This is a genomic window from Blautia sp. 210820-DFI.6.14 (genome assembly GCF_020558815.1).
GTDB lineage: Bacteria > Bacillota > Clostridia > Lachnospirales > Lachnospiraceae > Blautia_A > Blautia_A obeum.
This window is the reverse complement of the sequence record NZ_JAJCKS010000001.1, coordinates 244,130-267,611: the sequence shown is the minus strand read 5'-3', so window position 1 is coordinate 267,611 and position 23,482 is coordinate 244,130. Positions and strand designations below refer to the sequence as shown.

Sequence of the window (23,482 nt, the reverse complement as noted above, 5' to 3'; positions counted from 1 at the left end):
TGCAGAAGGGTGCACAGTAAGGAGTAAAAAATGGGTAAATATTTTGGAACAGATGGTTTTCGTGGAGAAGCAAACATTCAGCTGACAGTAGATCATGCGTTTAAAGTGGGCAGATATGTGGGATGGTATTATGGCCGTGATCATAAAGCCAAAATCGTCATCGGTAAAGATACAAGACGCAGCAGTTATATGTTTGAGTATGCACTGGTTGCCGGCCTGACTGCATCAGGTGCAGATGCATATCTGCTTCATGTAACGACTACACCGAGTGTTTCCTATGCAGTACGTACAGAAGATTTTGACTGTGGAATCATGATCTCTGCAAGTCACAATCCATTCTACGATAATGGAATCAAACTTCTGAACGGAAACGGACAGAAGATCGAGGCTGAAGTTGAGGCAAGAATCGAAGCATATCTGGATGGCAAGATTGAAGAACTTCCATATGCAACAAGAGAAGATATTGGACGTACTGTAGATTTTGCTTCCGGACGCAATCGTTATATCGGATACCTGATCTCCATTCCGTGCCGCGATTTCAAAAATATCAAAGTTGGTCTGGATTGCTCCAACGGAAGTTCTTCTGCGATCGCAAAGAGTGTTTTTGACGCTCTGCGTGCAAAAACTTATGTCATTAACAATGACCCGGATGGAACAAACATCAACAGAGCGTGTGGATCCACGCATATTGAAGTACTTCAGAAATATGTGGTGGATAACGGACTGGATATCGGTTTTGCATATGATGGAGATGCCGACCGTTGTATTGCAGTAGACCATAAGGGAAATATCATTGATGGAGACAAGATCCTGTATGTCTGCGGTAAATTCCTGAAATCTCAGGGAAAACTGAACGGAAATACCGTAGTTACAACTGTTATGTCAAATATGGGACTTTACAAGGCATTTGAGGCAGAAGGCATCAACTATGAACAGACGGCAGTTGGTGATAAATATGTTGCCGAAAATATGCTTGAGAATAACTACAGTATTGGTGGAGAACAGTCCGGACATGTTATTTTCAGTCGCTATGCAGCCACCGGTGATGGAATCCTGACTTCTCTTATGATCATGGAAGCTTGTGTGGAGCAGAAGGCAACTCTCTGTGATCTGGCAAAAGAAATGAAGGTTTATCCGCAGATTCTCCGCAATGTTCGTGTTGCAGACAAGAAGACTGCAAGAGAAAATCCGAAGGTTGTTGAAGCGGTAGAGGCTGCTGCAAGAGCACTCAGCACAGATGGACGTATTCTTGTAAGAGAAAGTGGTACAGAGCCGCTGATTCGTGTCATGGTAGAGGCCGGAACAGAGGAAATCTGTGCAGAACACGTAAATAACGTTGTTCGTGTAATGGAAGAAGAAGGACTCGTAGTAGAATAGGATATCAATGAAAAATAAAAGAATCATATGGATGCTGACAGCCGGACTGACATTTGGAATGCTGACCGGCTGTGGAGGGGAAGAAAAGAAAACTTATGACCAGGCCTGTGCAGATCTTGCACAGGGCAGTTATGATTATGCCCTTCAGGGGTATCAGTCATCGATCACTGCCGGATATAAAACAGCAGAGGCATATCGTGGGGCCGGAATCGCAAATATTCATCTTGGAAATTATCAGGATGCCATTGACAGCCTGACCAATGGTCTGAACGATGAAAAAGCAGGAAAAGCACTTAAGAAAGATATGCTTGCTTATAGAGCAACCGCAGAATTAAAATCCGGACTGAATGATGCTGCGATGGCGGATTGTCAGACACTGGCTGAAAGCTACAGCATGGATGCGGAGACTTATTATCTGACAGGATGTGTGGCACTGGCAATGGATTCTTATGATGAGGCTTCTTCAAACTTTACGGAAGCCTATGGAGAAGATGCCACTTATGACAGAGCAATCCAGATCTATGAGGCATATCTGGAAAAAGATATGGAAGCGGATGGTACACGATATCTTGAAGCAGCGTTGAAGACGGAAGCGAAAAATGCAGAGGATTATTGTAACAGAGGCAAAGTCTATTACTACATGGAAGATTATTCCAATGCACAGAAGGAACTTACGGAGGCTGTGAATCAGAAGAGTACAGAAGGAATGCTTCTTCTGGGAATGGTCTACCGCGCACAGGGAGATACTTCCAATGCCAGAAGTATGTATCAGCAGTATGTGTCAGCGGATGACAGTGAGCCGGCCAAAGGTTACAATGGTCTGGCACTTTGTGATATGGACGATGGCTCTTATGACAGTGCACTGGAAAATATCAGCAAGGGGCTGGAAGATGCATCTACAGAAGAAATGCAGGATCTGTTGTTCAATGAGATTGTAGTATATGAGAAAAAGCTGGATTTTGCAACTGCTCTGAGCAAAATGCAGGAATATATCAAGATGTTCCCGGATGATGAAAATGCAGCGAAGGAACTGACCTTCCTGCAGTCACGTAATGGTGAACTGAGTAATGATACAGCTTCTGATACAACGGAGAATACCGATGCAGAGGCGGCTTCCGATGCAGGGGATACTACAGATACTCCTGATGGCTCTGATGAATCCGGTGAAGAGGAGTACTGATCTATGCAGTTTTATGATTTCAAGGAAATTGAAGAGCGTGTCATCCTGATCGGTGTACAGACAGAACAGGACGAGGATGTTGCTGCATCGCTTGACGAACTGGACGAACTGGCGGCCACTGCAGGCGCTGTAACCGTTGGGAAAGTGATCCAGAACCGTGAAGCAGTACACCCTGGAACTTATATCGGCAAAGGCAAGATAGAAGAGGTTGCGGCACTTCTGGCAGCTTATGATGCCAATGGGGTGATCTGCGATGATGAGCTTTCACCGGCACAGATGAATAATCTGGAGAGAGAACTGGACTGCAAGGTTATGGATCGAACACTTTTGATCCTGGATATCTTTGCCGGCCGTGCGACCACAAGTGAAGGTAAGATTCAGGTAGAACTGGCGCAGCTTCGTTACCGGTCGGCGCGTCTGGTCGGACTGCGCGAATCTCTTTCCAGACTTGGCGGTGGTATCGGAACAAGAGGACCGGGTGAGAAAAAACTGGAAACAGACAGACGTCTGATCCGTACCAGAATATCTGCTCTGAAAGCAGAACTTGCGCAGGTAGAGAAACACCGTGAACTGATCAGAGGCAAGAGAACCAGAGGAAATCTGAAGACAGCGGCGATCGTAGGCTATACAAATGCAGGAAAATCAACGCTTTTGAATACACTGACAGGAGCCGGCATTCTGGCAGAAGATAAGCTGTTCGCAACATTGGATCCGACAACGCGTGTATTGGAACTCAAAGATGGGCAGCAGATCCTTCTGACAGATACTGTAGGATTTATCCGCAAGCTGCCACATCATCTGGTAGAAGCGTTTAAAAGTACGCTGGAGGAGGCTAAGTATGCAGATTATATCATTCATGTGGTAGATGCTTCCAATCCGCAGGCAGAGCTTCAGATGCATACGGTGTATGAGACACTTCGAGAGCTGGGAGCGACGGGTAAAAAGATCATTACACTCCTGAATAAGCAGGATCAGGTGCAGGGAGAAGCGCTTCGGGATTTTCGGGCGGATTATACAGTCAAATGTTCTGCCCGTACCGGAGAGGGCCTGGAGGAACTTAAAGATGTTCTGGCAAAACTCCTCGCAGAGAGCCAGATTTATCTGGAAGAATTATATACTTACAAAGAGGCTGGTAAGATTCAGATCATCCGGGAGTACGGGAGTCTGCTTTCAGAAGAATATCGGGAAGATGGAATTTTTGTAAAGGCGAGAGTACCTGCAGAAATCTTTGTTTCAGTAATGCCAAAGTCCCGTAAATAAAGGAAAAACGTGAATATTGGACAACACCATATAGTTGTGCACTTGCATTATCGACACAATATATGGTGTTTTTGTCTATTGACGTATAGATAAGAGTCTGCTACAATAGGTTCTACACGGTTGCTGTGAACGGAGAAAACAGCAATCTGCAGCATGTAATTCACGGTATGAATATGACCGTATATAATACAGGTGCAAGCAGTAGAGGGAGGAATGTATAACATGTTTCAGGTAGTAAAACGTGATGGTGAAATTGCTGAATTTCAGATGGCAAAGATTACATCAGCTATTGATAAAGCATTTGATGCAAAAGAAAAAAACTACAGTAAAGATATGATCGACCTTTTGGCCCTTCGTGTTACTGCAGATTTCCAGAATAAGATCCAGGATGGGAAGGTAACCGTAGAAGATATTCAGGACAGTGTGGAGAATGTTCTGATCCAGGCCGGATACAGTGATGTTGCCAAGGCATATATCCTCTATCGTAAACAGAGGGAAAAGATCCGTAATATGAAATCCACAATTCTGGATTACAAAGAGATCGTGGACAGTTATGTGAAGGTCGAGGACTGGCGAGTAAAAGAGAACTCCACTGTCACATATTCAGTAGGTGGTCTGATCTTGAGTAATTCCGGTGCAGTTACAGCCAATTACTGGTTATCCGAGATTTATGACAATGAGATCGCAGATGCACACAGAAATGCGGATATCCATATTCATGATCTGTCCATGCTGACCGGTTACTGCGCAGGATGGTCATTGAAACAGCTTATCAAAGAAGGGCTGGGTGGCATCGAAGGCAAGATTACATCCGCGCCGGCAAAGCACCTGAGTGTCCTTTGTAATCAGATGGTGAATTTCCTTGGAATCATGCAGAATGAATGGGCTGGTGCGCAGGCATTTTCTTCTTTTGATACGTATCTGGCACCTTTTGTCAAGGTGGACAACCTGAGTTATCCGGAAGTTAAGAAATGTATTGAATCTTTCATTTATGGCGTGAATACACCAAGCCGTTGGGGAACACAGGCACCGTTTTCCAATATCACACTGGACTGGACGGTTCCGGATGATCTTGCAGAGCTTCCTGCGATCGTTGGCGGCAAAGATATGGATTTCAAATACAAAGACTGCAAAAAAGAAATGGACATGGTCAATAAGGCTTTTATTGAGACGATGATCGAGGGAGATGCCAATGGACGTGGGTTCCAGTATCCAATCCCGACATATTCTATCACAAAAGAGTTCGACTGGTCCGATACAGAGAACAATCGTCTGCTGTTTGAGATGACTTCCAAATATGGAACTCCATATTTTTCAAATTATATCAACAGTGATATGAAACCAAGTGATATTCGAAGCATGTGCTGCCGTCTGCGTCTGGATCTTCGTGAACTGCGTAAGAAGAGTGGCGGATTCTTCGGATCCGGTGAAAGTACCGGTTCGGTAGGTGTTGTTACGATCAACATGCCACGTATCGCATATCAGTCCAAGACACCGGAAGAATTCTACAGAAGACTGGATCGTCTGATGGATATTTCTGCAAGATCACTGCATATCAAGAGAGAGGTTATTACAAAACTTCTGAATGAAGGTCTTTATCCGTACACGAAGAGATACCTTGGAAGCTTTGACAATCATTTTTCGACCATTGGTCTGGTAGGCATGAATGAAGCCGGTCTGAATGCGAAATGGCTTGGCTGTGACATGAGCGATCCGCGTACACAGAAATTTACAAAAGAGGTTCTTACACACATGCGCAACCGTCTTTCTGATTATCAGGAAGAATATCCGGGTGAACTGTTTAATCTGGAGGCGACTCCGGCAGAATCTACGGCATATCGTCTTGCAAAACATGACCGTAAGCGCTGGCCGGATATCCGTACAGCCGGAAGCAAAGGAGATACTCCGTATTATACCAACAGTTCCCATCTGCCGGTAGAATACAGCTCAGATATTTTTGATGCACTGGATATTCAGGATGAACTGCAGACTCTTTATACATCTGGTACCGTATTCCATGCATTCCTCGGTGAAAAACTTCCGGACTGGAAGGCTGCTGCATCTCTGGTACGCAAGATTGCCGAGAACTATAAACTTCCATACTATACGATCTCACCTACTTACTCCGTATGTAAGGAACATGGATATTTAAGTGGTGAGCACTTTACCTGTCCGAAATGTGGAAAGAAAGCAGAGGTTTACAGTCGAATTACCGGATATTACCGTCCGGTACAGAACTGGAATGATGGAAAAGCGCAGGAGTACAAGAACCGTACACTGTATGATGTGCTTCACTCCAAACTTAAGAAAGTCCATACCAGTATGGTTACAGTGACAGATGATGATGTCAAGATCGAGCCGGTAGAAACACATAAATATCTGTTTACAACCAACACCTGTCCAAACTGCCGCATGGCAAAGAAGATGCTGGAAGGTGAAGATCTGGAGATCATTGATGCAGAGAAGAATCCGGATATGGCACGTCAGTTTGGCATTATGCAGGCACCGACACTGGTCATTACGGATGGAGAACATCTGAAGAAATATGTAAATGCATCCAATATTCAGAAATATGTGGATGAAGAGTTAGATTAAAAGAATACAGGTGGATAAGTTCTACTGAAAAGAGTCCTGTGGAAGGGTTTTGTGTACAGAAAGAAAACGTACAGAACATTTCCGCAGGATTTTTTTGTCCACTGCAAAGGTTTACATTTGAAAGAAACGTGAGTATAATGGATAAAGTTGGTATAATATGCAAGTTTTAATTTATTTATGCACAGGACGAGGAGAGAGAAAATGATCAAACAGAACATTGTATTTATTGAAAATAAAGCAGGAAGTCTTCAGAAAGTCACCGAACTTCTGGCAGAAGCAGGAATTGATATTTATGGATTTGCATGCTTTGATGCACCGGAGTTTGCTCTTTTTCGTATGATAACAAACCAGGCAGATGAAGCAGAGAAACTTCTGAGTGAGAATGGATATATGAATCGTGTGACAGAGGTCATTGCTGTAGACCTGAAAGATGAAGTGGGCGGACTGAATACCGTACTGCAGGTCCTTGGCAACTGTAATGTGAATCTGGATTATATTTATACATCCTATCATAGAGAAAACAGCCTTCCGATCATGATCCTTCAGACAGATGATGTATTTGTGACAGAGAATGTACTGAGCAATAATGGATTCCGTGTACTGAATTCACTGGAGGACTGATACAGGCATGAATAAAACAAGCTTTGGGAAAGGCCTTCAGGATGGAATTCCGATTGGCCTGGGATACTTTGCGGTATCCTTTACCTTTGGGATCATGGCTATTCAGTCAGGTCTGACTGCATGGCAGGCAGTTCTGATCTCACTGACAAATCTTACCTCGGCAGGACAGTTTGCAGGTATTGGAATCATTGCAGCCGGTGGTTCGCTGTGGGAGATGGCACTGACGCAGCTGGTTATCAACTTAAGATACTGTCTGATGTCTTTTTCTCTGTCACAGAAACTGGAAAAAGGTGTTTCCAATGGACACAGACTTGCGGTTGCGTTTGGTGTGACAGATGAGATTTTTGGTGTCAGTGCAAGTCAGGAGGGAAGGATCAGTCCGTGGTATAATTATGGTGTAATGTGTGTCGCGATTCCGGGATGGACACTGGGAACACTGGCAGGAGCTGTTTCTGGAAGCCTGCTTCCGGATTTCTTGGTAAGTGCACTGAGTGTGGCAATCTATGGAATGTTTCTTGCGGTGATCATTCCACCGGCAAAGAAAAATCGAGCCGTTCTTGGTGTAGTGATCGGAGCGATGGCTGTGAGTACGTTATTTGCAGTGGTTCCGGTACTGAATAAAGTTTCTACCGGATTTGTGATCATTATCACGACATTGCTGGTGGCAGGGTTGGCAGCACATTTCTGCCCGGTTGAGGAAAAAGAAACAGAGGAAAAGGAGGCAGCAAACTGATATGAAACCGAATGTATATCTGTATATTCTGGTGATGGCAGGCGTAACATATCTGATTCGTATGCTTCCACTGGTCCTTTTCAAAAGGGAAATCACCAGTCCGTTTGTAAAATCCTTTCTGTACTATGTGCCATATGCATGTCTTGCTGCTATGACATTTCCGGCAATCCTGACAGCAACGGCAGGCGGAATCATTTCCGGTGCAGCGGGACTCATTGTAGCACTGATCATGGCATATCGTGAAAAGAGTCTTCTTACGGTTGCGTTGTTCGCGTGCGCGGCGGTATTTATTGTAGAGAGAATAATGGAATTTATAATGTAGAAAAAGTTCTGGCTTTGCTTTGTGCAGGGCCGGATTTTTTTTTCGAAAATAGTTAGATGAAGCAAATTTTCTTGACAAAACGGATAGCCTAAACTAACATAAGTATAGATACAACTAACCGATAAGGTTGGCAAAGGTATGAAAAGGAGAAACTTATGTTTTTGGAAATTCGGGATATTAAGAAATCATTTGGTACCGGGGACAGCAAAGTAGATGTTCTGAAAGGGCTGGACCTGGATATTGAAAAAGGGGAATTCTGTGTACTTCTGGGGCCGTCGGGCTCCGGTAAATCCACCTTGCTGAATATTATCGGTGGAATCGAGAGTGCAGATGGTGGAAGTATTTCTATCGAAGGCGAAAAACTGGCTGATATGAAAGAAAAGAAACTTTCTCAGTACAGACGGAAACATCTTGGCTATATCTTTCAGATGTACAACCTGATTCCGAATCTGACTGTGAGGGAGAATATTGAGGTGGGTGCTTATTTAAGTGACCGGGCACTGGATGTGGATGAGCTTCTGCATACACTTGGTCTTTTTGAGCATCAGAGGAAACTTCCGAATCAGCTTTCCGGTGGACAGCAGCAGAGAACCGCGATTGGGCGTGCAATTGTAAAAAATCCGGATATTCTGCTCTGTGATGAGCCGACCGGTGCCTTGGATTACAATACTTCCAAGGAAATTCTGAAATTGATCGAAACAGTAAACCAGAAATACGGAAATACTGTGATTATGGTAACACATAATGATGCGATCAAGGACATGGCAGATCGTGTGGTAAAACTTCGAGATGGAATGATCCGTAAAAACTATCAGAACGAGCATAAGATTCCTGCGATGGATCTTGACTGGTAAGGGGGCGGTGCTATGAAAAGTCCTCTGAGAAAAAGAATTCCCCGTGAACTGAAAGGGGAGATTGGAAAATATCTGGTTGTATTCATCTTGATGGTTGCGACGATCGGTATGGTGTCCGGATTTCTGGTTGCAGATGGGAGCATGATCCAGGCATACGATGAAGGATTTGAAAAATACAATATTGAAGATGGAAATTTTCGTACCGGAGAGCGTCTGTATCGAGGTCAGCGCGAGGCAATTGAAGAGGAAGGTGTTAAAATCTATGAAAACTATTATATAGAAGATTCTCTTTCAAATGGAAGCACAATGCGCTTTTTCAAGAATCGTACAGAGGTGGATAAAGTATGCCTGATGGACGGAGAATTACCGTCAGAAACCGGTGAGATCGCAATTGACCGTATGTACGCAGATAATAATTCACTGAAGATTGGAGATACTCTGGATGATGGGACAAAGTCCTGGACGATCACCGGGCTGGTTGCATTATCAGATTACAGCTGTTTGTTTCAAAATAATAACGATTCTATGTTTGATGCTGTAAAGTTTGGAGTAGGCGTAGTGACGGATGAAGAATTTGATTCTCTGGATCAGGATAAGCTGCAATATAATTATGCATGGACCTACAATGAAAAACCGCAGACAGAACTTGAGGAAAAGAATGTTTCGGAAGATCTGATGAAGGCAATGGGAAAAGTTGTCACTTTGGAAAATTTTGTGCCGCAATATCAGAATCAGGCGATTATATTTACTGGAGATGATATGGGAAGTGACAAGGCAATGATGATCATGCTTCTCTATATCATCATCGTGATCATGGCTTTTGTATTTGGCATCACGACCAGTAATACGATTGCAAAAGAAGCTGGTGTCATCGGAACGCTTCGGGCATCCGGCTATACAAAAAATGAGCTGATCCGGCATTATATGACTCTTCCGGTGATCGTAACGCTGGTGGGCGCGCTGATCGGTAATATTTTAGGTTATACGGCATTTAAGGATGTATGTGCCGGTATGTATTATGGAAGCTACAGTCTGCCGACTTATGTGACAATCTGGAATGCAGAAGCTTTTCTTATGACGACAGTAGTTCCGGTAATAATTATGTTTGTAGTTAACTATGCGGTCCTGCATCATAAGCTGAAGCTGTCGCCGCTTAAATTTCTGCGAAGAGATCTTTCTTCCAGAAAGCAGAGACGTGCGGTTTATCTCAGTCCGCGAATGAAAATTTTTCACAGATTCCGCCTGCGCGTGATCTTTCAGAATATCAGCAATTATCTTGTCCTTTTTGTGGGAATCATATTTGCAAATCTGCTTCTGATGTTTGGCCTTCTGCTCCCGTCCGCACTGGATCATTACCAGCTGGAGATCCAGAACAATATGCTGGCAAAATACCAGTATATGCTTTCAATGCCGGTAAGTGTGATGGGTGGCAGTAATAAGCTTGAAAGTATGCTGGATATGCTGTTGTTTGCACATGACGCAGAAACAGATAATGAAGACGCAGAAGAATTCAGTGCTTACTCACTGAACACACTTCCGACCAAATACAAAAGTGAAGAAGTAACACTCTATGGCGTTCACGATGACAGCAAGTACATTGATGTGGATTTTTTAGATGGCGTGTATATTTCAAAAGCGTATGCAGATAAATTCCTGCTGAAACCGGGAGATTCGATCACACTCAAAGAAAAATATGAGGATGACGAGTATACTTTTAAAATCAGTGGAATTTATGATTATAATGGCAGTCTATGTATTTTCATGCCACAGGAGGAATTGAATCAGACCTTTGATCTGGGTGATGATTATTTCAGCGGATATTTCAGCAATTCAGAGATTACAGATATCGACAGCAGCTACATCGGTTCTGTGATTGATCTGGATGCACTGACCAAGATCAGCAGACAGCTGAATGTCTCCATGGGAAGTATGATGGGGATGGTAAATTTATTTGCAGTTGCAATCTATATGATCCTGATATATCTTCTCTCTAAGATCATAATTGAAAAAAATGCACAGTCGATTTCGATGACGAAGATTCTTGGTTATACCAATGGTGAGATCAGCAGGCTATACATCTTGTCCACGTCGATCGTGGTTGTTTTGTGCCTTCTGATCAGCCTTCCAATTGAGACTACGATCATGGAAGTTCTGTTCAGGGAAATGATGCTGCAGAGTATCTCCGGATGGATCGCGCTCTGGATCGACCCGATGATCTATGTACAGATGTTTGTGATCGGACTTGTGACATATGCAGTGGTTGCACTTCTGGAATACAAAAAAATCCGGAAAGTACCGATGGGTGAGGCGCTTAAAAATGCGGAGTAATAAAAAAAGTTCCCACTTTATATTGTTAACGTGCTAAATAACTGTTATAATGAGCAAATAGTGATGCAGTGAACAAAGGGAATATAAAGTGTTCACAGCGATAAATTTGTTTATAAGAGAGGGAACGATACATATGAATCAGTTGGAAGTACTTCGAGAGAGCCTTGGACAGTGTGATGAGATCGTGCTGGATGCATTACTTATGCGTAACAGAATCGTAGAAGATATCATGGCTTACAAAGAAGCAAATGATATTCCGATCCTTCAGCCGGAGCAGGAAGCAAAACAGAGAGAATGGCTGAACCGCAGAATGGAAGGCAGACGCCATAAAGATGAAGTGACTGCTGTTTTTGAAGAAATTACCAGAAACAGTAAGAGAATCCAGGCACGTAAACTGTTTGATTACAATATTGTACTGATCGGTTTCATGGGTGCAGGTAAATCTACGATTTCTGATTTCCTGAAGACAGTATTCGCAATGGAAGTTGTAGAGATGGACCAGATCATTGCCGAGAGAGAGGGAATGTCCATTTCTGATATCTTTGAGACATATGGAGAAGAGTATTTCCGTAATCTGGAGACAGAACTTCTTATAGAAATGCAGTCCAAGACCAATGTAGTTATTTCCTGTGGCGGTGGTGTGCCGATGAGAGAACGCAATGTAGTCGAAATGAAGAAGAATGGACGTGTTGTACTTCTGACAGCCAAACCGGAGACAATCTTAAGCCGTGTCAAAGATAATCATGACAGACCACTTCTGGAAGGCAACAAGAACGTTGACTTTATTGCAGGCCTGATGGAAAAACGTCGTGAGAAATACCAGGCAGCAGCTGATATTGTGATCGAGACAGACGGTAAGGATAAACTGGAAATCTGTGAAGAACTTGTTCAGAGAATCCGTACACTTGATGCAGAAGAGTAAACAGGGGTAACATACAGCAGACTGTTGTCTGAGAATATCCCGAGACATACAGGTTGATACGAACGTAGTGAGAGATAACCTGTCAATAGCACAAAATTATTGTTTTTTTAATGAACATATCGAAAATGTCCAGATGCATGCCATCTGGATGTTTTTTTATCACAAAAATTGAAAGATATATCAAAAAACAGTCCATTTTGTTTAATATATCCATATGGTATTATAATTTCATCAAAAAGCTATACGAAATAGCTAAAGAGCGAAAACAAAAATGGGAGGTTTCTTTTATGAAGAAAAAATTAGTTTTAGCGATGGCAGCAACAATGGCAATCACATCTTGTGCAGTTCCGGTACTTGCAGATGATGCAGCAGCTGAAGGCGGAAAGATTGGTATCTCAATGCCAACACAGTCTCTGGAACGTTGGAACAGAGATGGTTCTTATCTGGAAGAACAGTTCAAAGCAGCTGGCTATGATGTAGAGCTGACATACTCCGATAACGAAACAGACCGTCAGGTAAATGATATCCAGAACCTGATCTCCGATGGAGTTAACCTCCTGGTAGTTGCAGCTATCGATGGTGAAGCACTTAATACAGTTATGGATGAAGCAGCAGATGCAGGAATCCCGGTTATCGCTTATGACCGTCTGATCAAATCCGATGCAGTTTCCTATTATATCTCCTTCGATAACTATACAGTAGGTACTCTGCAGGGCCAGTACGTAATCGATACTCTGGATCTTGACAATGCAGGTGATAAAACATATAACATCGAGTTCACAGCAGGTGACCCGGCAGATAACAATGCAGGATACTTCTTCAACGGTGCTTATGACACTCTGAAACCGTATCTGGATGCAGGCACACTGAATGTAGTTTCCGGACAGACTGATTTCGATTCCGTAGCAACAGCAGCATGGGATACACAGACAGCACTTGAGAGAATGCAGAACATCCTCGCTTCCTACTATGCAGATGGAACTCAGCTGGATGTAGCTCTTTGCTCCAATGACTCCACAGCACTCGGTGTTACACAGGCAATCGAATCTGACTATGCAGGCAAAAACGACGTTCTGATCACAGGACAGGACGGTGACGAAGCTAACCTTGCAAACATCGTAGATGGAAAACAGTCCATGACAGTTTACAAAGCAGTTGCAAACGAAGCAGTTGTTACTCTTGACCTTGCAGAAGCAATGCTGAAAGGTGACACAATTGATGATTCTCTGATCACAAACTCCAAATGGGATTTCGACTGTGCATATGATACAGAATCCTATGAAACATCTGAAGGACATAAATGCCCATCATTCCTTCTGGTTCCTACAGTTGTAACAAAAGACAACATGAAAGAAGAACTGGTTGACACAGGATACTATACACAGGACGATGACGGATATCTTCATCCAGCACAGTAAGCAGAAAAAATTGCTTAAGTAACCAATAAAACATGTAATTTGAAATTTTAGGGTGGGGTGAAGAGCCCCGCCCGGTTTTTTGAAAGGGGGCGCCATTTTGGCAGACAATATTTTAGTAATGGATCACATTACAAAAGAGTTCCCCGGTGTCAAAGCTCTGGACAATGTAAATCTTGAAGTCCAGCGAGGAGAGATTCACGCGCTGATCGGTGAAAACGGTGCGGGAAAATCCACACTGATGAACGTTTTAAGTGGTCAGTATCCATATGGAAGTTATACAGGTACAGTTACCTATGAAGGTGAGGAATGTAAGTTTAAAAACCTGAACGACAGTGAAGCGAAAGGAATCGTTATCATCCATCAGGAACTTGCGCTGATTCCGTTACTTTCTATTGGCGAGAATATGTTTCTCGGAAACGAGATTAAGAATAAAAGCGGCAGCATTGACTGGGACAGAACATACAGTGAAGCAGAAAAACACATGGCACAGGTTGGACTCCATGAATCTGCACAGACACTGATCAAAGATATCGGAACAGGTAAACAGCAGCTGGTAGAGATCGCAAAGGCATTCTCCAAGAAGGTTAAACTTCTGATCCTGGATGAGCCTACTTCATCTCTGAATGATGAAGATGCAAAGATGCTTCTGGATCTTCTGATGGAATTCAAGAAGAACGGACTGACCTCTATCATCATCACTCATAAACTGAATGAGATCATCTACTGTGCAGACCGCTGTACGATCATCCGAGATGGTACAACGATCGAGACACTGACCAAGGGTGTAGATGATTTAAGTGAAGACCGTATCATCAAAGGTATGGTTGGCCGTTCTATGGATGACCGTTATCCTACCAGAAAACATAATGTCAGCAAAGAGGTTATGCTGGAAGTAAAAGACTGGACCGTTCATCATCCACTCTATCCTGAGAAAATCGTAGATAATAAAATCAACTGTAAAGTACATAGAGGTGAGGTTGTCGGTTTCTCAGGACTGCAGGGTGCAGGACGTACCGAATTTGCAATGTCTGTATTTGGTAAGAGCTATGGAAGCAATATTTCTGGTGAACTTTATATCAAGGGAGAAAAAGTAAATCTCAAGAATCCGCACGATGCGATTCGTCATGGTCTTGCATATGTAACAGAAGACCGTAAGACAAACGGACTGATTCTCGGAGAATCCATTCGATTTAATACAACACTTGCCAGACTTTCCAAAGTCTGTGAGAAAGGTGTCATCAATACAGATATGGAAGTTCATCTGGCAGATGAGATGACAAAGGAAATGGGAACCAAGACTCCTTCCAATGAGCAGAAAATCGGTAACCTTTCCGGTGGTAACCAGCAGAAAGCGCTGCTTGGTAAGTGGATGTTTACAGAACCGGATATCCTGATTCTGGATGAACCTACACGAGGCATCGATGTAGGTGCAAAATATGATATCTACTGCCTGATCAACAAGATGGTAGAAGATGGAAAATCAGTCATTATGATTTCTTCTGAAATGCCGGAACTTCTCGGTATGTGTGACCGAATCTATGTTATGAGTGAAGGCCGTCTGGCTGGTGAATTTACAGCGGAAGAGGCAACTCAGGAACGTATCATGGCTTCGATCATGCAGGAACAGAATAAAAAATAAGAAATAGTGACTGAACAGTTACTGGGAAAGGGGTAAAAAAATGAAATTTAATGTAAAAGATTTCTTAAGAAAATATACAATGGTCATTGCACTGGTGATCGTATTTATCCTGTTCTGTGGATTGACAAACGGAAGACTCCTGTATGCACAGAACATGTCAAACTTAATGCTTCAGAATGGTTATGTTCTCGTTCTTGCCTGTGGTATGTTATTATGTATCCTGACAGGTGGTAACATCGACCTTTCTGTTGGTGCTGTAATCTGCCTGGTTGGCGGTCTTGCAGCAGTACTTATCAGCAACAAGGGAATGAACCCATATCTGACCATCATCATCTGCCTGGTTGTTGGTCTTCTGGTAGGTATCTGGCAGGGTTACTGGATCGGTTACAAACGTATCCCTCCATTCATCACAACGCTTGCTGGTATGTTTATTTTCCGTGGATTTGGACGTCTGATTCTGGACAACAAAACTGTTTCTATCCAGAACAAAGATTTCCTGAAAGTATTTACTTCTTATATTAATATTCCTGGACTGGATGACACTGCAAACTATTCAGCACTGATTGTTGGTATTGTTGTTGCTGTATATGTAATCTTCAATGTAGTTCGTTCCAGAGCGAACAAAGCAAAAAGAGGATATCGTCAGAATACAGCATTTTCTGATTACAGCAAAGCTGTTATCATCGCAGTAGTTATCCTCTGGTACTGCTACAAACTGTTCCAGTACAAAGGTATCTCCGTAATGTTCATCTGGGTAGTTGCAATCTGCCTGATCTACAACTTTATTACATCCAAAACAGCATTTGGACGTTACTTCTACGCAATTGGTGGTAATGAGAAAGCTACACAGCTTTCCGGTATTGATACAAACAAAGTTTACTTCATTGCATATGTAAACATGGGACTTCTTGCAGGTCTTGCAGGTCTTCTCTGTGCAGCACGTGTAGGTTCTGTAAATGGTAGCACAGGTACTTCCTTCGAGATGGATGCGATCGGCTCCTGTTTCATCGGTGGTGCTTCCGCATACGGCGGCAGCGGTACTGTAGGTGGTGTTGTAATCGGTGCACTTCTCCTTGGTGTTATCAACATGGGTATGTCAATCATGGGTATCGGTGATTCCTGGCAGTACGTAGTAAAAGGTGCCGTACTTCTGATCGCAGTAGTATTCGATGTATTATCCAACAGAAAGAATGGATGATAGAAGCAGATAACAAATCAATAAAATGAATGACGAGGGTCATTGCGTGTGACGCAATGGCCCTTTTTATAATTGGATATGAAATGGACAACAACACTTTTGCACTATGGAGTGGAATATGTTACACTGATATCTGGTAAAAATAAACAGAAAGAATGAAAGCTATGAAGAAATATACACTGACAGTTTTTTGTATCCTGGCAGGCTGCATCTTTTTTCTTTCCGGTATCTGGATTTATTTTCAGAAAAGTCTGGACAGAGTAGAGCTTGGAGAAGGAGAGCATGCGGCAAGCTATCAGAGACATTATCTGATGATCTCCAATGATAAAGATACTGGTATGTGGCAATCGGTTTATGAGAGTGCATCCAAGGAAGCGGAAGAGAAAGATGCGTATGTAGAACTTCTTTCTCCTGAACAGATGAACGGATATTCTCAGGCAGACTGTCTGAAAATCGGAATTGCTTCCCAGGTGGATGGAATCATTCTGGAAGCGGATGGAAGTAAAGAAGAGCAGCATCTGATCAATGAAGCGTTAAAAGGGGGAATTCCGGTGGTGACGGTCATGACAGATGATACGGCAACCGGAAGGATCAGTTTTGTGGGGCTCAACAGTTATCAGACGGGAAGTGCTTACACAGAGCAGATCAGCGGCATGTTGAAAGCGCAGGGAACTACCAGTGTCATGTTTCTTTCTACATCCAGTTCCAAGACACAGGAGACGAATCTTGTCTATTCGCAGGTCAAAAAGGAACTGGAGGCACAGAAAAAAACAGGCCAGTCTGTAGACCTGACGGAATACTGTGTAGACAGTAGTGCAGATTTTGATACAGAAGAATTTGTACGTGACATGTTTGTAAATGATGAAAATTTGCCTGACGTTCTGGTATGTATGGACGAAGTTGTGACAGAGTGTGTTTATCAGGCACTGATCGATTATAACCAGGTAGGTAATGTCAAAGTGATCGGATTCTACTATTCAGATGTGATTCTGGATGCCATCGATAAGGAAATCATTTCTTCTGCGATTGCTCTGGATATGGACGAGATTGGCCGATACAGCGTCAATGCACTGGATGAGTATCTGTCACTTGGACATAGTAATAACTATTATAGTGTAAACCAGCATGTGATCACAAAGGAGAATACAAAGGATTACAGGACGGAGGATGAGAAATGAGACAGGGAAAAGAGATATCTTCCGTAAAAAACTCTATACAGACCCGACTGAGCGGAGTTATGCTTCTGGTTCTTGTGTTTGCGCTGGGAATCAATGTGTTTATCTTTAAGCAGATTCATACAGCGGTTACAAGAATTGATGCAGTCTTTTCCAGTAATACGGCTGTGAATGAACTCTCGGAATCGCTGGAGCAGGTAGAGAGTACGGTTTATGAATATTTAAATACCAAGAGTACACAGGCTCTGGAAAATTATTATCGTTATGAACAGAATTACAAGAATCTGATCGAAGAACTGAATGACCGAAATCTGGATAATGAAGTGAAAATGCTGGAAAAAAATATCCGGAGAATGTCAGAAAGTTATCTGGAACAGACAAATGAGACGGTTCAGGCAAAACGAGGAAGAAATGTAGAAAAATACAAAACTTCCTACGAAGATGAAAATGAGCTTTATGAATATATCAACGTCTATATTTATAAGCTGAATAATTTACGATTTAAAACGAACTCGGCAAATTACCAGCTGCTGCTCTCAGCAATGAATGTACTCTATAAACTCTGTATTTTCGTTATACTGGTTGTATATGCACTTGGTCTTGCAGTCACAACGCTTCTTGTCCGTAATATGATCCGTCCACTTACAGCATTGTCCAATACAGCGCATGAAGTTGCAAAGGGTAACTTAAATGTACCTCAGCTTCCGGTAGTTGTTGAAGATGAGGTTGGTGTTGTAACCAGAAGTTTTAACCAGATGCTGGAAAGTATCCGGCAGAATATTGAGCAGCTTAAGGAAAGCATGGAACGTCAGGCACAGATGAAGGAACGGGAGCTTCTTATGGAAACCCATCTGAAGGAGGCTCAGCTGAAATACCTTCAGGCGCAGATCAATCCGCATTTTTTGTTTAACAGTCTGAATGCAGGTGCACAGCTTGCCATGATGGGGGATGCGGATAATACAGGAATTTTTCTTGAAAAGATGGCAGATTTTTTCCGTTATAATGTACGTAAGATGGAAGAAGACGCCATGCTCTGGGAGGAGATTGGGGCGGTAGATAACTACATTTATATCCTGAATGTCCGTTTTGCCGGAGATATCACCTATATTAAGGAAGTGGATGAAGGTATTGATAATATTCGTATTCCGAGTATGATTCTGCAGCCACTGGTTGAAAATGCAGTGCAGCATGGAATTCATGACTGTATGGAAACGGGATGGATCCGTATGGAAATTCACCGAAATGGTGAGATGTTGGATGTTACAGTAAGCGACAATGGTGCGGGAATGACAGAAGAAATGATAGCCAGGGTTATGGCCGGACGCGCAGATCAGAATGAAGAAGACCGTTTTTCCACGGGAATTGCTGTTCGGAATGTAATTGACAGACTACAGCTGTATTATAAAGAAGAAAATCTGTTTACGATTGAAAGTGACGGACCAGGGAAAGGGACCAGAGTTCATATCATCCTTCCTGTGTATAAAGATGAACTGGAATGAGAATAATGTGGAAATATTGCATAACAAAGGGGAGACAGAAGAATGTATCGAATTTTAGTTGCAGATGATGAAGGAATCATGCTGGAAGCCTTTAAGAATGTTATATCCAGTACATTTGGGGATTCATGTATCGTAGAAACTGCCAAAACAGGAAGAGCCGTAACAGAGATCGCGGAGACTTTTCATCCGGATATCGTATTTATGGATATTCATATGCCTGGTATTAATGGAATACAGGCTATGCGAGAAATAAGAAAATTTAATACAACAGCTCTGTTTTATGTTGTATCGGCCTATGACAAATTCGATTATGCAAAAGAAGCAATTGATCTGGGAGTCGAGCGATATCTGACAAAGCCAATCTCAAAGGCCAAGATCATTGCAGCAGTGGAAGAGGCCACAGCAAAAGTTGATACAAAAAGAAATCAGCGAAGTAACCTTCTGAGAATACAGGAAAAACTGGAAACAGTCATTCCGGTCGTAGAAAACAGTTTTGTTGGAAGCCTTCTTTTCCAACAGGAGATGCAGGTGGCAGACTATTACCAACAGCTTCTGGATATTGAGGAAAAACAGGGCTATGTTATGATCATTCAGTTTGGACAGTCTTATGAGAATGGAAGGCTGGTAAGCCCGGTTGGAATGAATGTTAAGGCACAGGACTTTTATGCGGAATTGAGAGATATCGTAAAATCTTCTTTTTCCTGTGCAGTGGGATCGATCATGTCCAATCGTATTCCAATCGTGGTTCCGTGTGCACTGTCTGAGAATCCATATGAAGAAAGAATCGATCTGGTTGAACAGGCACGAAGCCTGATTACCCGATTAGAAGATCGTATCGAAGCGAAATTTCGTGTCGGAATCGGAAGAGTACGGGAAATGCAGGAGATGGAGCGCTCTTATCGTGAGGCACTGCGTGCATTGAATGGAAGCAAGAGCCGTGTGATACATATCGAAGATCTTTCCCAGAATGGTGTGTATGATGAGGAATTTCCGGTAGAGATGGAAAAAAATATTTTCCGTTATCTGGAAGAGGGAAAAGAAAAAGAATGTATCCAGGAGATAAATGTGTTTTTTGACTGGATGGTGGCACATTATGCAGACGACATGAATAACATTCGGCTGAAGACCCTGGAATATATTATCTGGGGTGAGAAAAAAGCATTTGAAGCAGGCGCGATCAATTATGGATTTAGCTATCGACGCGATTATCTTGATGCAGCCATGGCATGTACAGGGTATGAAGAACTGCGAAAATGGTTTCTGGACAAGATGGTGAATGCCTGCCGCGCAATCCGAGATCAGAAGGAAGACCAGTCCAATTCTGCTGCAAAGAAAGCGATGCTGTATATCCAGGAGAATTATAATAAAGACATCTCATTGGATGATGTATCTGGCATTGTAAATATCAGCCCTTATTACTTCAGCAAGATCTTTAAAGAAGAGACCGGAGAAAACTTTATTGAATATGTGACGAAGGTGCGGATAGAAAAAGCTAAGGAATTTTTGGCTCAGCCGGATATCAGTATTAAAGAAGCCGGGATCCGGAGTGGTTATACAGATCCGAATTATTTCAGCAGGATCTTTAAGAAACAGACAGATATGACACCAAGTGAATATAAAACGAGGTATGGAAAATGAAAAAGAAAACAGGCATTTTTCTTATAATCGGGATAGTGCTTGCACTGATGCTTACAGGATGTGGAAAGCAGAGTGTGGAGACGGAAACAGCACATACAACAGAAGAGGATAAACTGCAGATTGGACTTAGCTTTGATTCTTTTGTAATTGAACGATGGCTGCGTGACCGTGATATGTTTGTGTCTACAGCGCAGAGTCTTGGGGCAGAAGTAAATGTGCAGGTGGCCGGAGGAGAAGTGGAGGAACAGATTTCTCAGATTGAGTATTTCATCCAGAAAAAAATGGACGTGATCATTATCATACCAATTGATGGCGATGCATTATATGATGTGGTAAAAGAAGCAAAAAGCAAAGGAATCTGTGTAATCTGCTATGACCGTATCATTCCCAATGTAAATGCGGATCTGTATATTACGATCGACAATGAGATGGTTGGAACACTGATGGGTGAAGCCCTGAAAAAAGCCTGCCCGGATGGCGGAAATATCTTTGCGATTTATGGATCACCGACAGATAAAAATGTTGAGGAAGTTGAGAAGGGATTTAAAGATGCACTGGTGGATAGTAAGCTTAATATCGTTTACTCCGGTTATTGTGATAACTGGCTTGCAGAAATAGCGGAAACCCATGTAAACAAGGGGCTGGAAGTGACGGATGATATTGTTGGTGTTATGTGTGGTAATGACGATCTGGCAAGTCAGGTAGTTAAAGTTTTGTCCGAAAACCGCCTTGCCGGACAGGTCGCTGTTGTTGCACAGGATGCAGAACTGGCTGCATGCCAGCGTATTGTAGAAGGAACCCAGACCATGACGGTGTATAAGCCGATCGAGCAGGAGGCATCTACGGCGGCGACACTGGCGGTGATGCTTGGAAATGGGGAGGATATCGGGTCAGCTGACTGTGAATATCCTGTTACCGAGACGACCAATGATGGAGAATATGAGATTCCGTATTATAGGATCACGCCGGTGGCTGTGACGAAAGAGAATATGGATGAAGTGGTCATAGATGGAGGGTTCCATACACATGAGGATGTATACCTAAATGTGAAATAATGAGAAAGTCACAGTATAAAATATAAACTAATTACGTCTCATAGCTGTTCTTACAGGCTAGTTCAAAGATCTGGAAGTACTAAGAGAAGATAATTCTACAAAAACCACTTCGAAAAATGTCAAACTCGCTGTCGCTCAGACAGTGCCATTTTTCGAAGCAAAGTAGAATTCTCTTCACTAAGTACTTCTGACAGATCTTTTCAGGCCTGATGAACATCTATGAGACGTTTTTTACTTTACATTTGAAATACTGTTTAAAGGGGAAAAGAGCGTGCCTGCGTTGCGCGTCGTTGCTTCGCGTGGCTAACGGCGCAGCCGCTGTCCGCATCCCGGGGCGGAGCCCCGTCCCCTCCCCATAAGAATAACTACCACGAATGAGGGATAAAAAACGTATCCTGTCTGGGTTGTACAGGCCTTGAAAAGATTCGTAGATATACTTAGGAAATAAAATACTACTTTGCCCCACAAAATGACACTGTTTGAGCGACAGCGAGTTTGTCATTTTGTGGGGCGTTTTTTGTAGGATTTTCTTTTCTTAGTATATCCGGATTTTTTCAACAGCCTGTATAAAACAGATAGGATACGTAATTTTACATCTCATCGCTGGTATTATTCTTTATCCATATATGCATTATATATTTCAGGTTGAATCACTTTGCGAATCGCTTCATACACGCCTTTGGATGCCTCGCGGATTTCTTTGCGTGTCTCATCGGACAGGGTAATGATCTGTGTACCGCTTTCTTCGATGGTTGCAATTTTATCTGCAATACGTGCATCGGACTGTTCTCTTGCGTATTCTGTTGCAAGTTGTGCGGCTTCTGTCATGATCTCCTGTTCATCTTCCGGGAGATCTTTGAAGAAATCATCGTTGACGATCAGAGAGATCAGATGCGGAAGATGATTGGTCTCGACCACATAATCCTGCTGTTCATATAAGTTGTTGGAAACGATAACTTCATATGGATTTTCCTGCGCATCGATCGTATGCTGTTGAAGACCGATATAAACCTCACTGAAACTCATTGGAGTCGGGTTTGCACCGAGTGCCTTCCAGAATGCCAGATGATAACTGTTTTCCATAGTACGGATCTTCTGACCTTTAAAGTCTGCAAAGTTATTGACTGGTTTATTTGTGCTCATGACACGGAAGCCCTGGTCTGCCATACCGAGAAGATGATAGCCGCCGTCGGTGTAAACATTACTGATTAGGCTGTAGAATTCCGGGTCATCGATCTTCTTACGACAGTCGTCAAGAGAATCAAAAACACATGGAAGATCAAAGACTGCCAGGTCACTCATGAAAGAAACCTGAGGTGCAGTATTCTGCACGACAAACGGGATATCTCCATCTGAGCAGGTTTCAAGCAGGTCGCGGTCACCACCGAGTGTGGAGTTCGCGTATACCTGGATCTTCATTTTTCCATCGCTTAAATCTGCGACTTCCTCGGCAAACTTTTCTGCAAAGATCTGTGTAACAGTGTCTTCCGGGCTGGCGGTTGCCAGTGGCCAGGAATAACGCTGTACTTCATCTTCAGAAGAAGTACCACATCCTGTAAGGGCAATGCTCAAAGCACCAGCCACAGTCAGCACCGGGAGCATACGGAGGATGTAACGATTTTTCTTATCGGATGTATTGCATGTAGTAAATTTTTTCATGTCTTTCCT

18 protein-coding genes are annotated in these 23,482 nt (G+C 42.9%); 17 read left to right on the top strand and 1 reads right to left on the bottom strand.

What is annotated here, in order from left to right:
• The first annotated feature begins 30 nt into the window (after positions 1-30).
• The 17 genes from glmM to LI112_RS01105 all read left to right on the top strand — a co-directional run bounded on the left by glmM (position 31) and on the right by LI112_RS01105 (position 21,814).
• Positions 31-1,377: a phosphoglucosamine mutase gene (glmM, locus tag LI112_RS01185; protein ID WP_022389096.1), complete on the top strand. Its 1,347-nt coding sequence runs from the start codon at positions 31-33 to the stop codon at positions 1,375-1,377.
• A gap of 7 nt (positions 1,378-1,384) precedes the next feature.
• Entirely contained in the window at positions 1,385-2,557 is a 1,173-nt protein-coding gene (locus LI112_RS01180) for a lipopolysaccharide assembly protein LapB (RefSeq protein ID WP_118034656.1), read from the top strand.
• Positions 2,558-2,560: 3 nt separating this feature from the next.
• Positions 2,561-3,817, top strand: a complete 1,257-nt coding sequence (gene hflX, locus LI112_RS01175; RefSeq protein ID WP_227190113.1) for a GTPase HflX — start codon at positions 2,561-2,563, stop codon at positions 3,815-3,817.
• 222 nt (positions 3,818-4,039) lie between these two features.
• On the top strand, positions 4,040-6,412 hold the full coding sequence (locus tag LI112_RS01170) for a ribonucleoside triphosphate reductase (protein ID WP_022389099.1): 2,373 nt from the start codon (positions 4,040-4,042) through the stop codon (positions 6,410-6,412).
• Positions 6,413-6,613: 201 nt separating this feature from the next.
• Entirely contained in the window at positions 6,614-7,033 is a 420-nt protein-coding gene (locus LI112_RS01165; protein ID WP_022389100.1) for an ACT domain protein, read from the top strand.
• A gap of 7 nt (positions 7,034-7,040) precedes the next feature.
• Entirely contained in the window at positions 7,041-7,766 is a 726-nt protein-coding gene (locus LI112_RS01160) for an AzlC family ABC transporter permease (RefSeq protein WP_055055371.1), read from the top strand.
• A gap of 1 nt (position 7,767) precedes the next feature.
• On the top strand, positions 7,768-8,088 hold the full coding sequence (locus LI112_RS01155) for an AzlD domain-containing protein (RefSeq protein WP_195966965.1): 321 nt from the start codon (positions 7,768-7,770) through the stop codon (positions 8,086-8,088).
• Between the two features lie 155 nt (positions 8,089-8,243).
• Complete coding sequence (locus tag LI112_RS01150) at positions 8,244-8,942, top strand: ABC transporter ATP-binding protein (RefSeq protein ID WP_117738995.1); 699 nt, start codon at positions 8,244-8,246, stop codon at positions 8,940-8,942.
• Between the two features lie 12 nt (positions 8,943-8,954).
• Positions 8,955-11,270, top strand: a complete 2,316-nt coding sequence (locus LI112_RS01145) for an ABC transporter permease (RefSeq protein WP_227190112.1) — start codon at positions 8,955-8,957, stop codon at positions 11,268-11,270.
• 133 nt (positions 11,271-11,403) lie between these two features.
• A complete protein-coding gene (locus LI112_RS01140) occupies positions 11,404-12,192 on the top strand; it encodes a shikimate kinase (RefSeq protein ID WP_227190111.1) in 789 nt (262 codons plus the stop codon).
• A 287-nt stretch (positions 12,193-12,479) separates the two neighbouring features.
• Complete coding sequence (locus tag LI112_RS01135; RefSeq protein WP_072522065.1) at positions 12,480-13,610, top strand: sugar-binding protein; 1,131 nt, start codon at positions 12,480-12,482, stop codon at positions 13,608-13,610.
• A gap of 97 nt (positions 13,611-13,707) precedes the next feature.
• On the top strand, positions 13,708-15,249 hold the full coding sequence (locus LI112_RS01130) for a sugar ABC transporter ATP-binding protein (RefSeq protein ID WP_227190110.1): 1,542 nt from the start codon (positions 13,708-13,710) through the stop codon (positions 15,247-15,249).
• Between the two features lie 40 nt (positions 15,250-15,289).
• Positions 15,290-16,447, top strand: coding sequence for a sugar ABC transporter permease (locus LI112_RS01125; RefSeq protein ID WP_195966968.1), 1,158 nt, complete (start codon positions 15,290-15,292; stop codon positions 16,445-16,447).
• Positions 16,448-16,611: 164 nt separating this feature from the next.
• On the top strand, positions 16,612-17,625 hold the full coding sequence (locus tag LI112_RS01120; protein ID WP_227190109.1) for a substrate-binding domain-containing protein: 1,014 nt from the start codon (positions 16,612-16,614) through the stop codon (positions 17,623-17,625).
• The gene (locus LI112_RS01115; protein ID WP_227190108.1) at positions 17,622-19,121 is read left to right on the top strand and encodes a histidine kinase; all 1,500 of its coding nucleotides are present in this window, start codon (positions 17,622-17,624) and stop codon (positions 19,119-19,121) included. The genes LI112_RS01120 and LI112_RS01115 overlap by 4 nt, the downstream gene beginning before the upstream one ends.
• 42 nt (positions 19,122-19,163) lie before the next feature.
• Positions 19,164-20,759, top strand: coding sequence for a response regulator (locus LI112_RS01110; protein WP_055055366.1), 1,596 nt, complete (start codon positions 19,164-19,166; stop codon positions 20,757-20,759).
• On the top strand, positions 20,756-21,814 hold the full coding sequence (locus tag LI112_RS01105; protein ID WP_227190107.1) for a substrate-binding domain-containing protein: 1,059 nt from the start codon (positions 20,756-20,758) through the stop codon (positions 21,812-21,814). The genes LI112_RS01110 and LI112_RS01105 overlap by 4 nt, the downstream gene beginning before the upstream one ends.
• Before the next feature lie 609 nt (positions 21,815-22,423).
• Here LI112_RS01105 and LI112_RS01100 read toward each other — a convergent pair.
• On the bottom strand, positions 22,424-23,473 hold the full coding sequence (locus LI112_RS01100) for a TRAP transporter substrate-binding protein (RefSeq protein WP_227190106.1): 1,050 nt from the start codon (positions 23,471-23,473) through the stop codon (positions 22,424-22,426).
• Positions 23,474-23,482 lie beyond the last annotated feature (9 nt).

Bases quoted from the DNA above. Each gene is read 5' to 3' on its own strand.
- LI112_RS01115 (WP_227190108.1), top strand. From the start codon at position 17,622: ATGAGACAGGGAAAAGAGATATCTTCCGTAAAAAACTCTATACAGACC.
- LI112_RS01170 (WP_022389099.1), top strand. From the start codon at position 4,040: ATGTTTCAGGTAGTAAAACGTGATGGTGAAATTGCTGAATTTCAGATG.
- LI112_RS01105 (WP_227190107.1), top strand. From the start codon at position 20,756: ATGAAAAAGAAAACAGGCATTTTTCTTATAATCGGGATAGTGCTTGCA.
- hflX (WP_227190113.1), top strand. From the start codon at position 2,561: ATGCAGTTTTATGATTTCAAGGAAATTGAAGAGCGTGTCATCCTGATC.
- LI112_RS01180 (WP_118034656.1), top strand. From the start codon at position 1,385: ATGAAAAATAAAAGAATCATATGGATGCTGACAGCCGGACTGACATTT.
- LI112_RS01125 (WP_195966968.1), top strand. From the start codon at position 15,290: ATGAAATTTAATGTAAAAGATTTCTTAAGAAAATATACAATGGTCATT.
- LI112_RS01135 (WP_072522065.1), top strand. From the start codon at position 12,480: ATGAAGAAAAAATTAGTTTTAGCGATGGCAGCAACAATGGCAATCACA.
- LI112_RS01160 (WP_055055371.1), top strand. From the start codon at position 7,041: ATGAATAAAACAAGCTTTGGGAAAGGCCTTCAGGATGGAATTCCGATT.
- LI112_RS01145 (WP_227190112.1), top strand. From the start codon at position 8,955: ATGAAAAGTCCTCTGAGAAAAAGAATTCCCCGTGAACTGAAAGGGGAG.
- LI112_RS01140 (WP_227190111.1), top strand. From the start codon at position 11,404: ATGAATCAGTTGGAAGTACTTCGAGAGAGCCTTGGACAGTGTGATGAG.
- LI112_RS01110 (WP_055055366.1), top strand. From the start codon at position 19,164: ATGTATCGAATTTTAGTTGCAGATGATGAAGGAATCATGCTGGAAGCC.
- glmM (WP_022389096.1), top strand. From the start codon at position 31: ATGGGTAAATATTTTGGAACAGATGGTTTTCGTGGAGAAGCAAACATT.
- LI112_RS01150 (WP_117738995.1), top strand. From the start codon at position 8,244: ATGTTTTTGGAAATTCGGGATATTAAGAAATCATTTGGTACCGGGGAC.
- LI112_RS01120 (WP_227190109.1), top strand. From the start codon at position 16,612: ATGAAGAAATATACACTGACAGTTTTTTGTATCCTGGCAGGCTGCATC.
- LI112_RS01165 (WP_022389100.1), top strand. From the start codon at position 6,614: ATGATCAAACAGAACATTGTATTTATTGAAAATAAAGCAGGAAGTCTT.
- LI112_RS01100 (WP_227190106.1), bottom strand. From the start codon at position 23,473: ATGAAAAAATTTACTACATGCAATACATCCGATAAGAAAAATCGTTAC.
- LI112_RS01155 (WP_195966965.1), top strand. From the start codon at position 7,768: ATGAAACCGAATGTATATCTGTATATTCTGGTGATGGCAGGCGTAACA.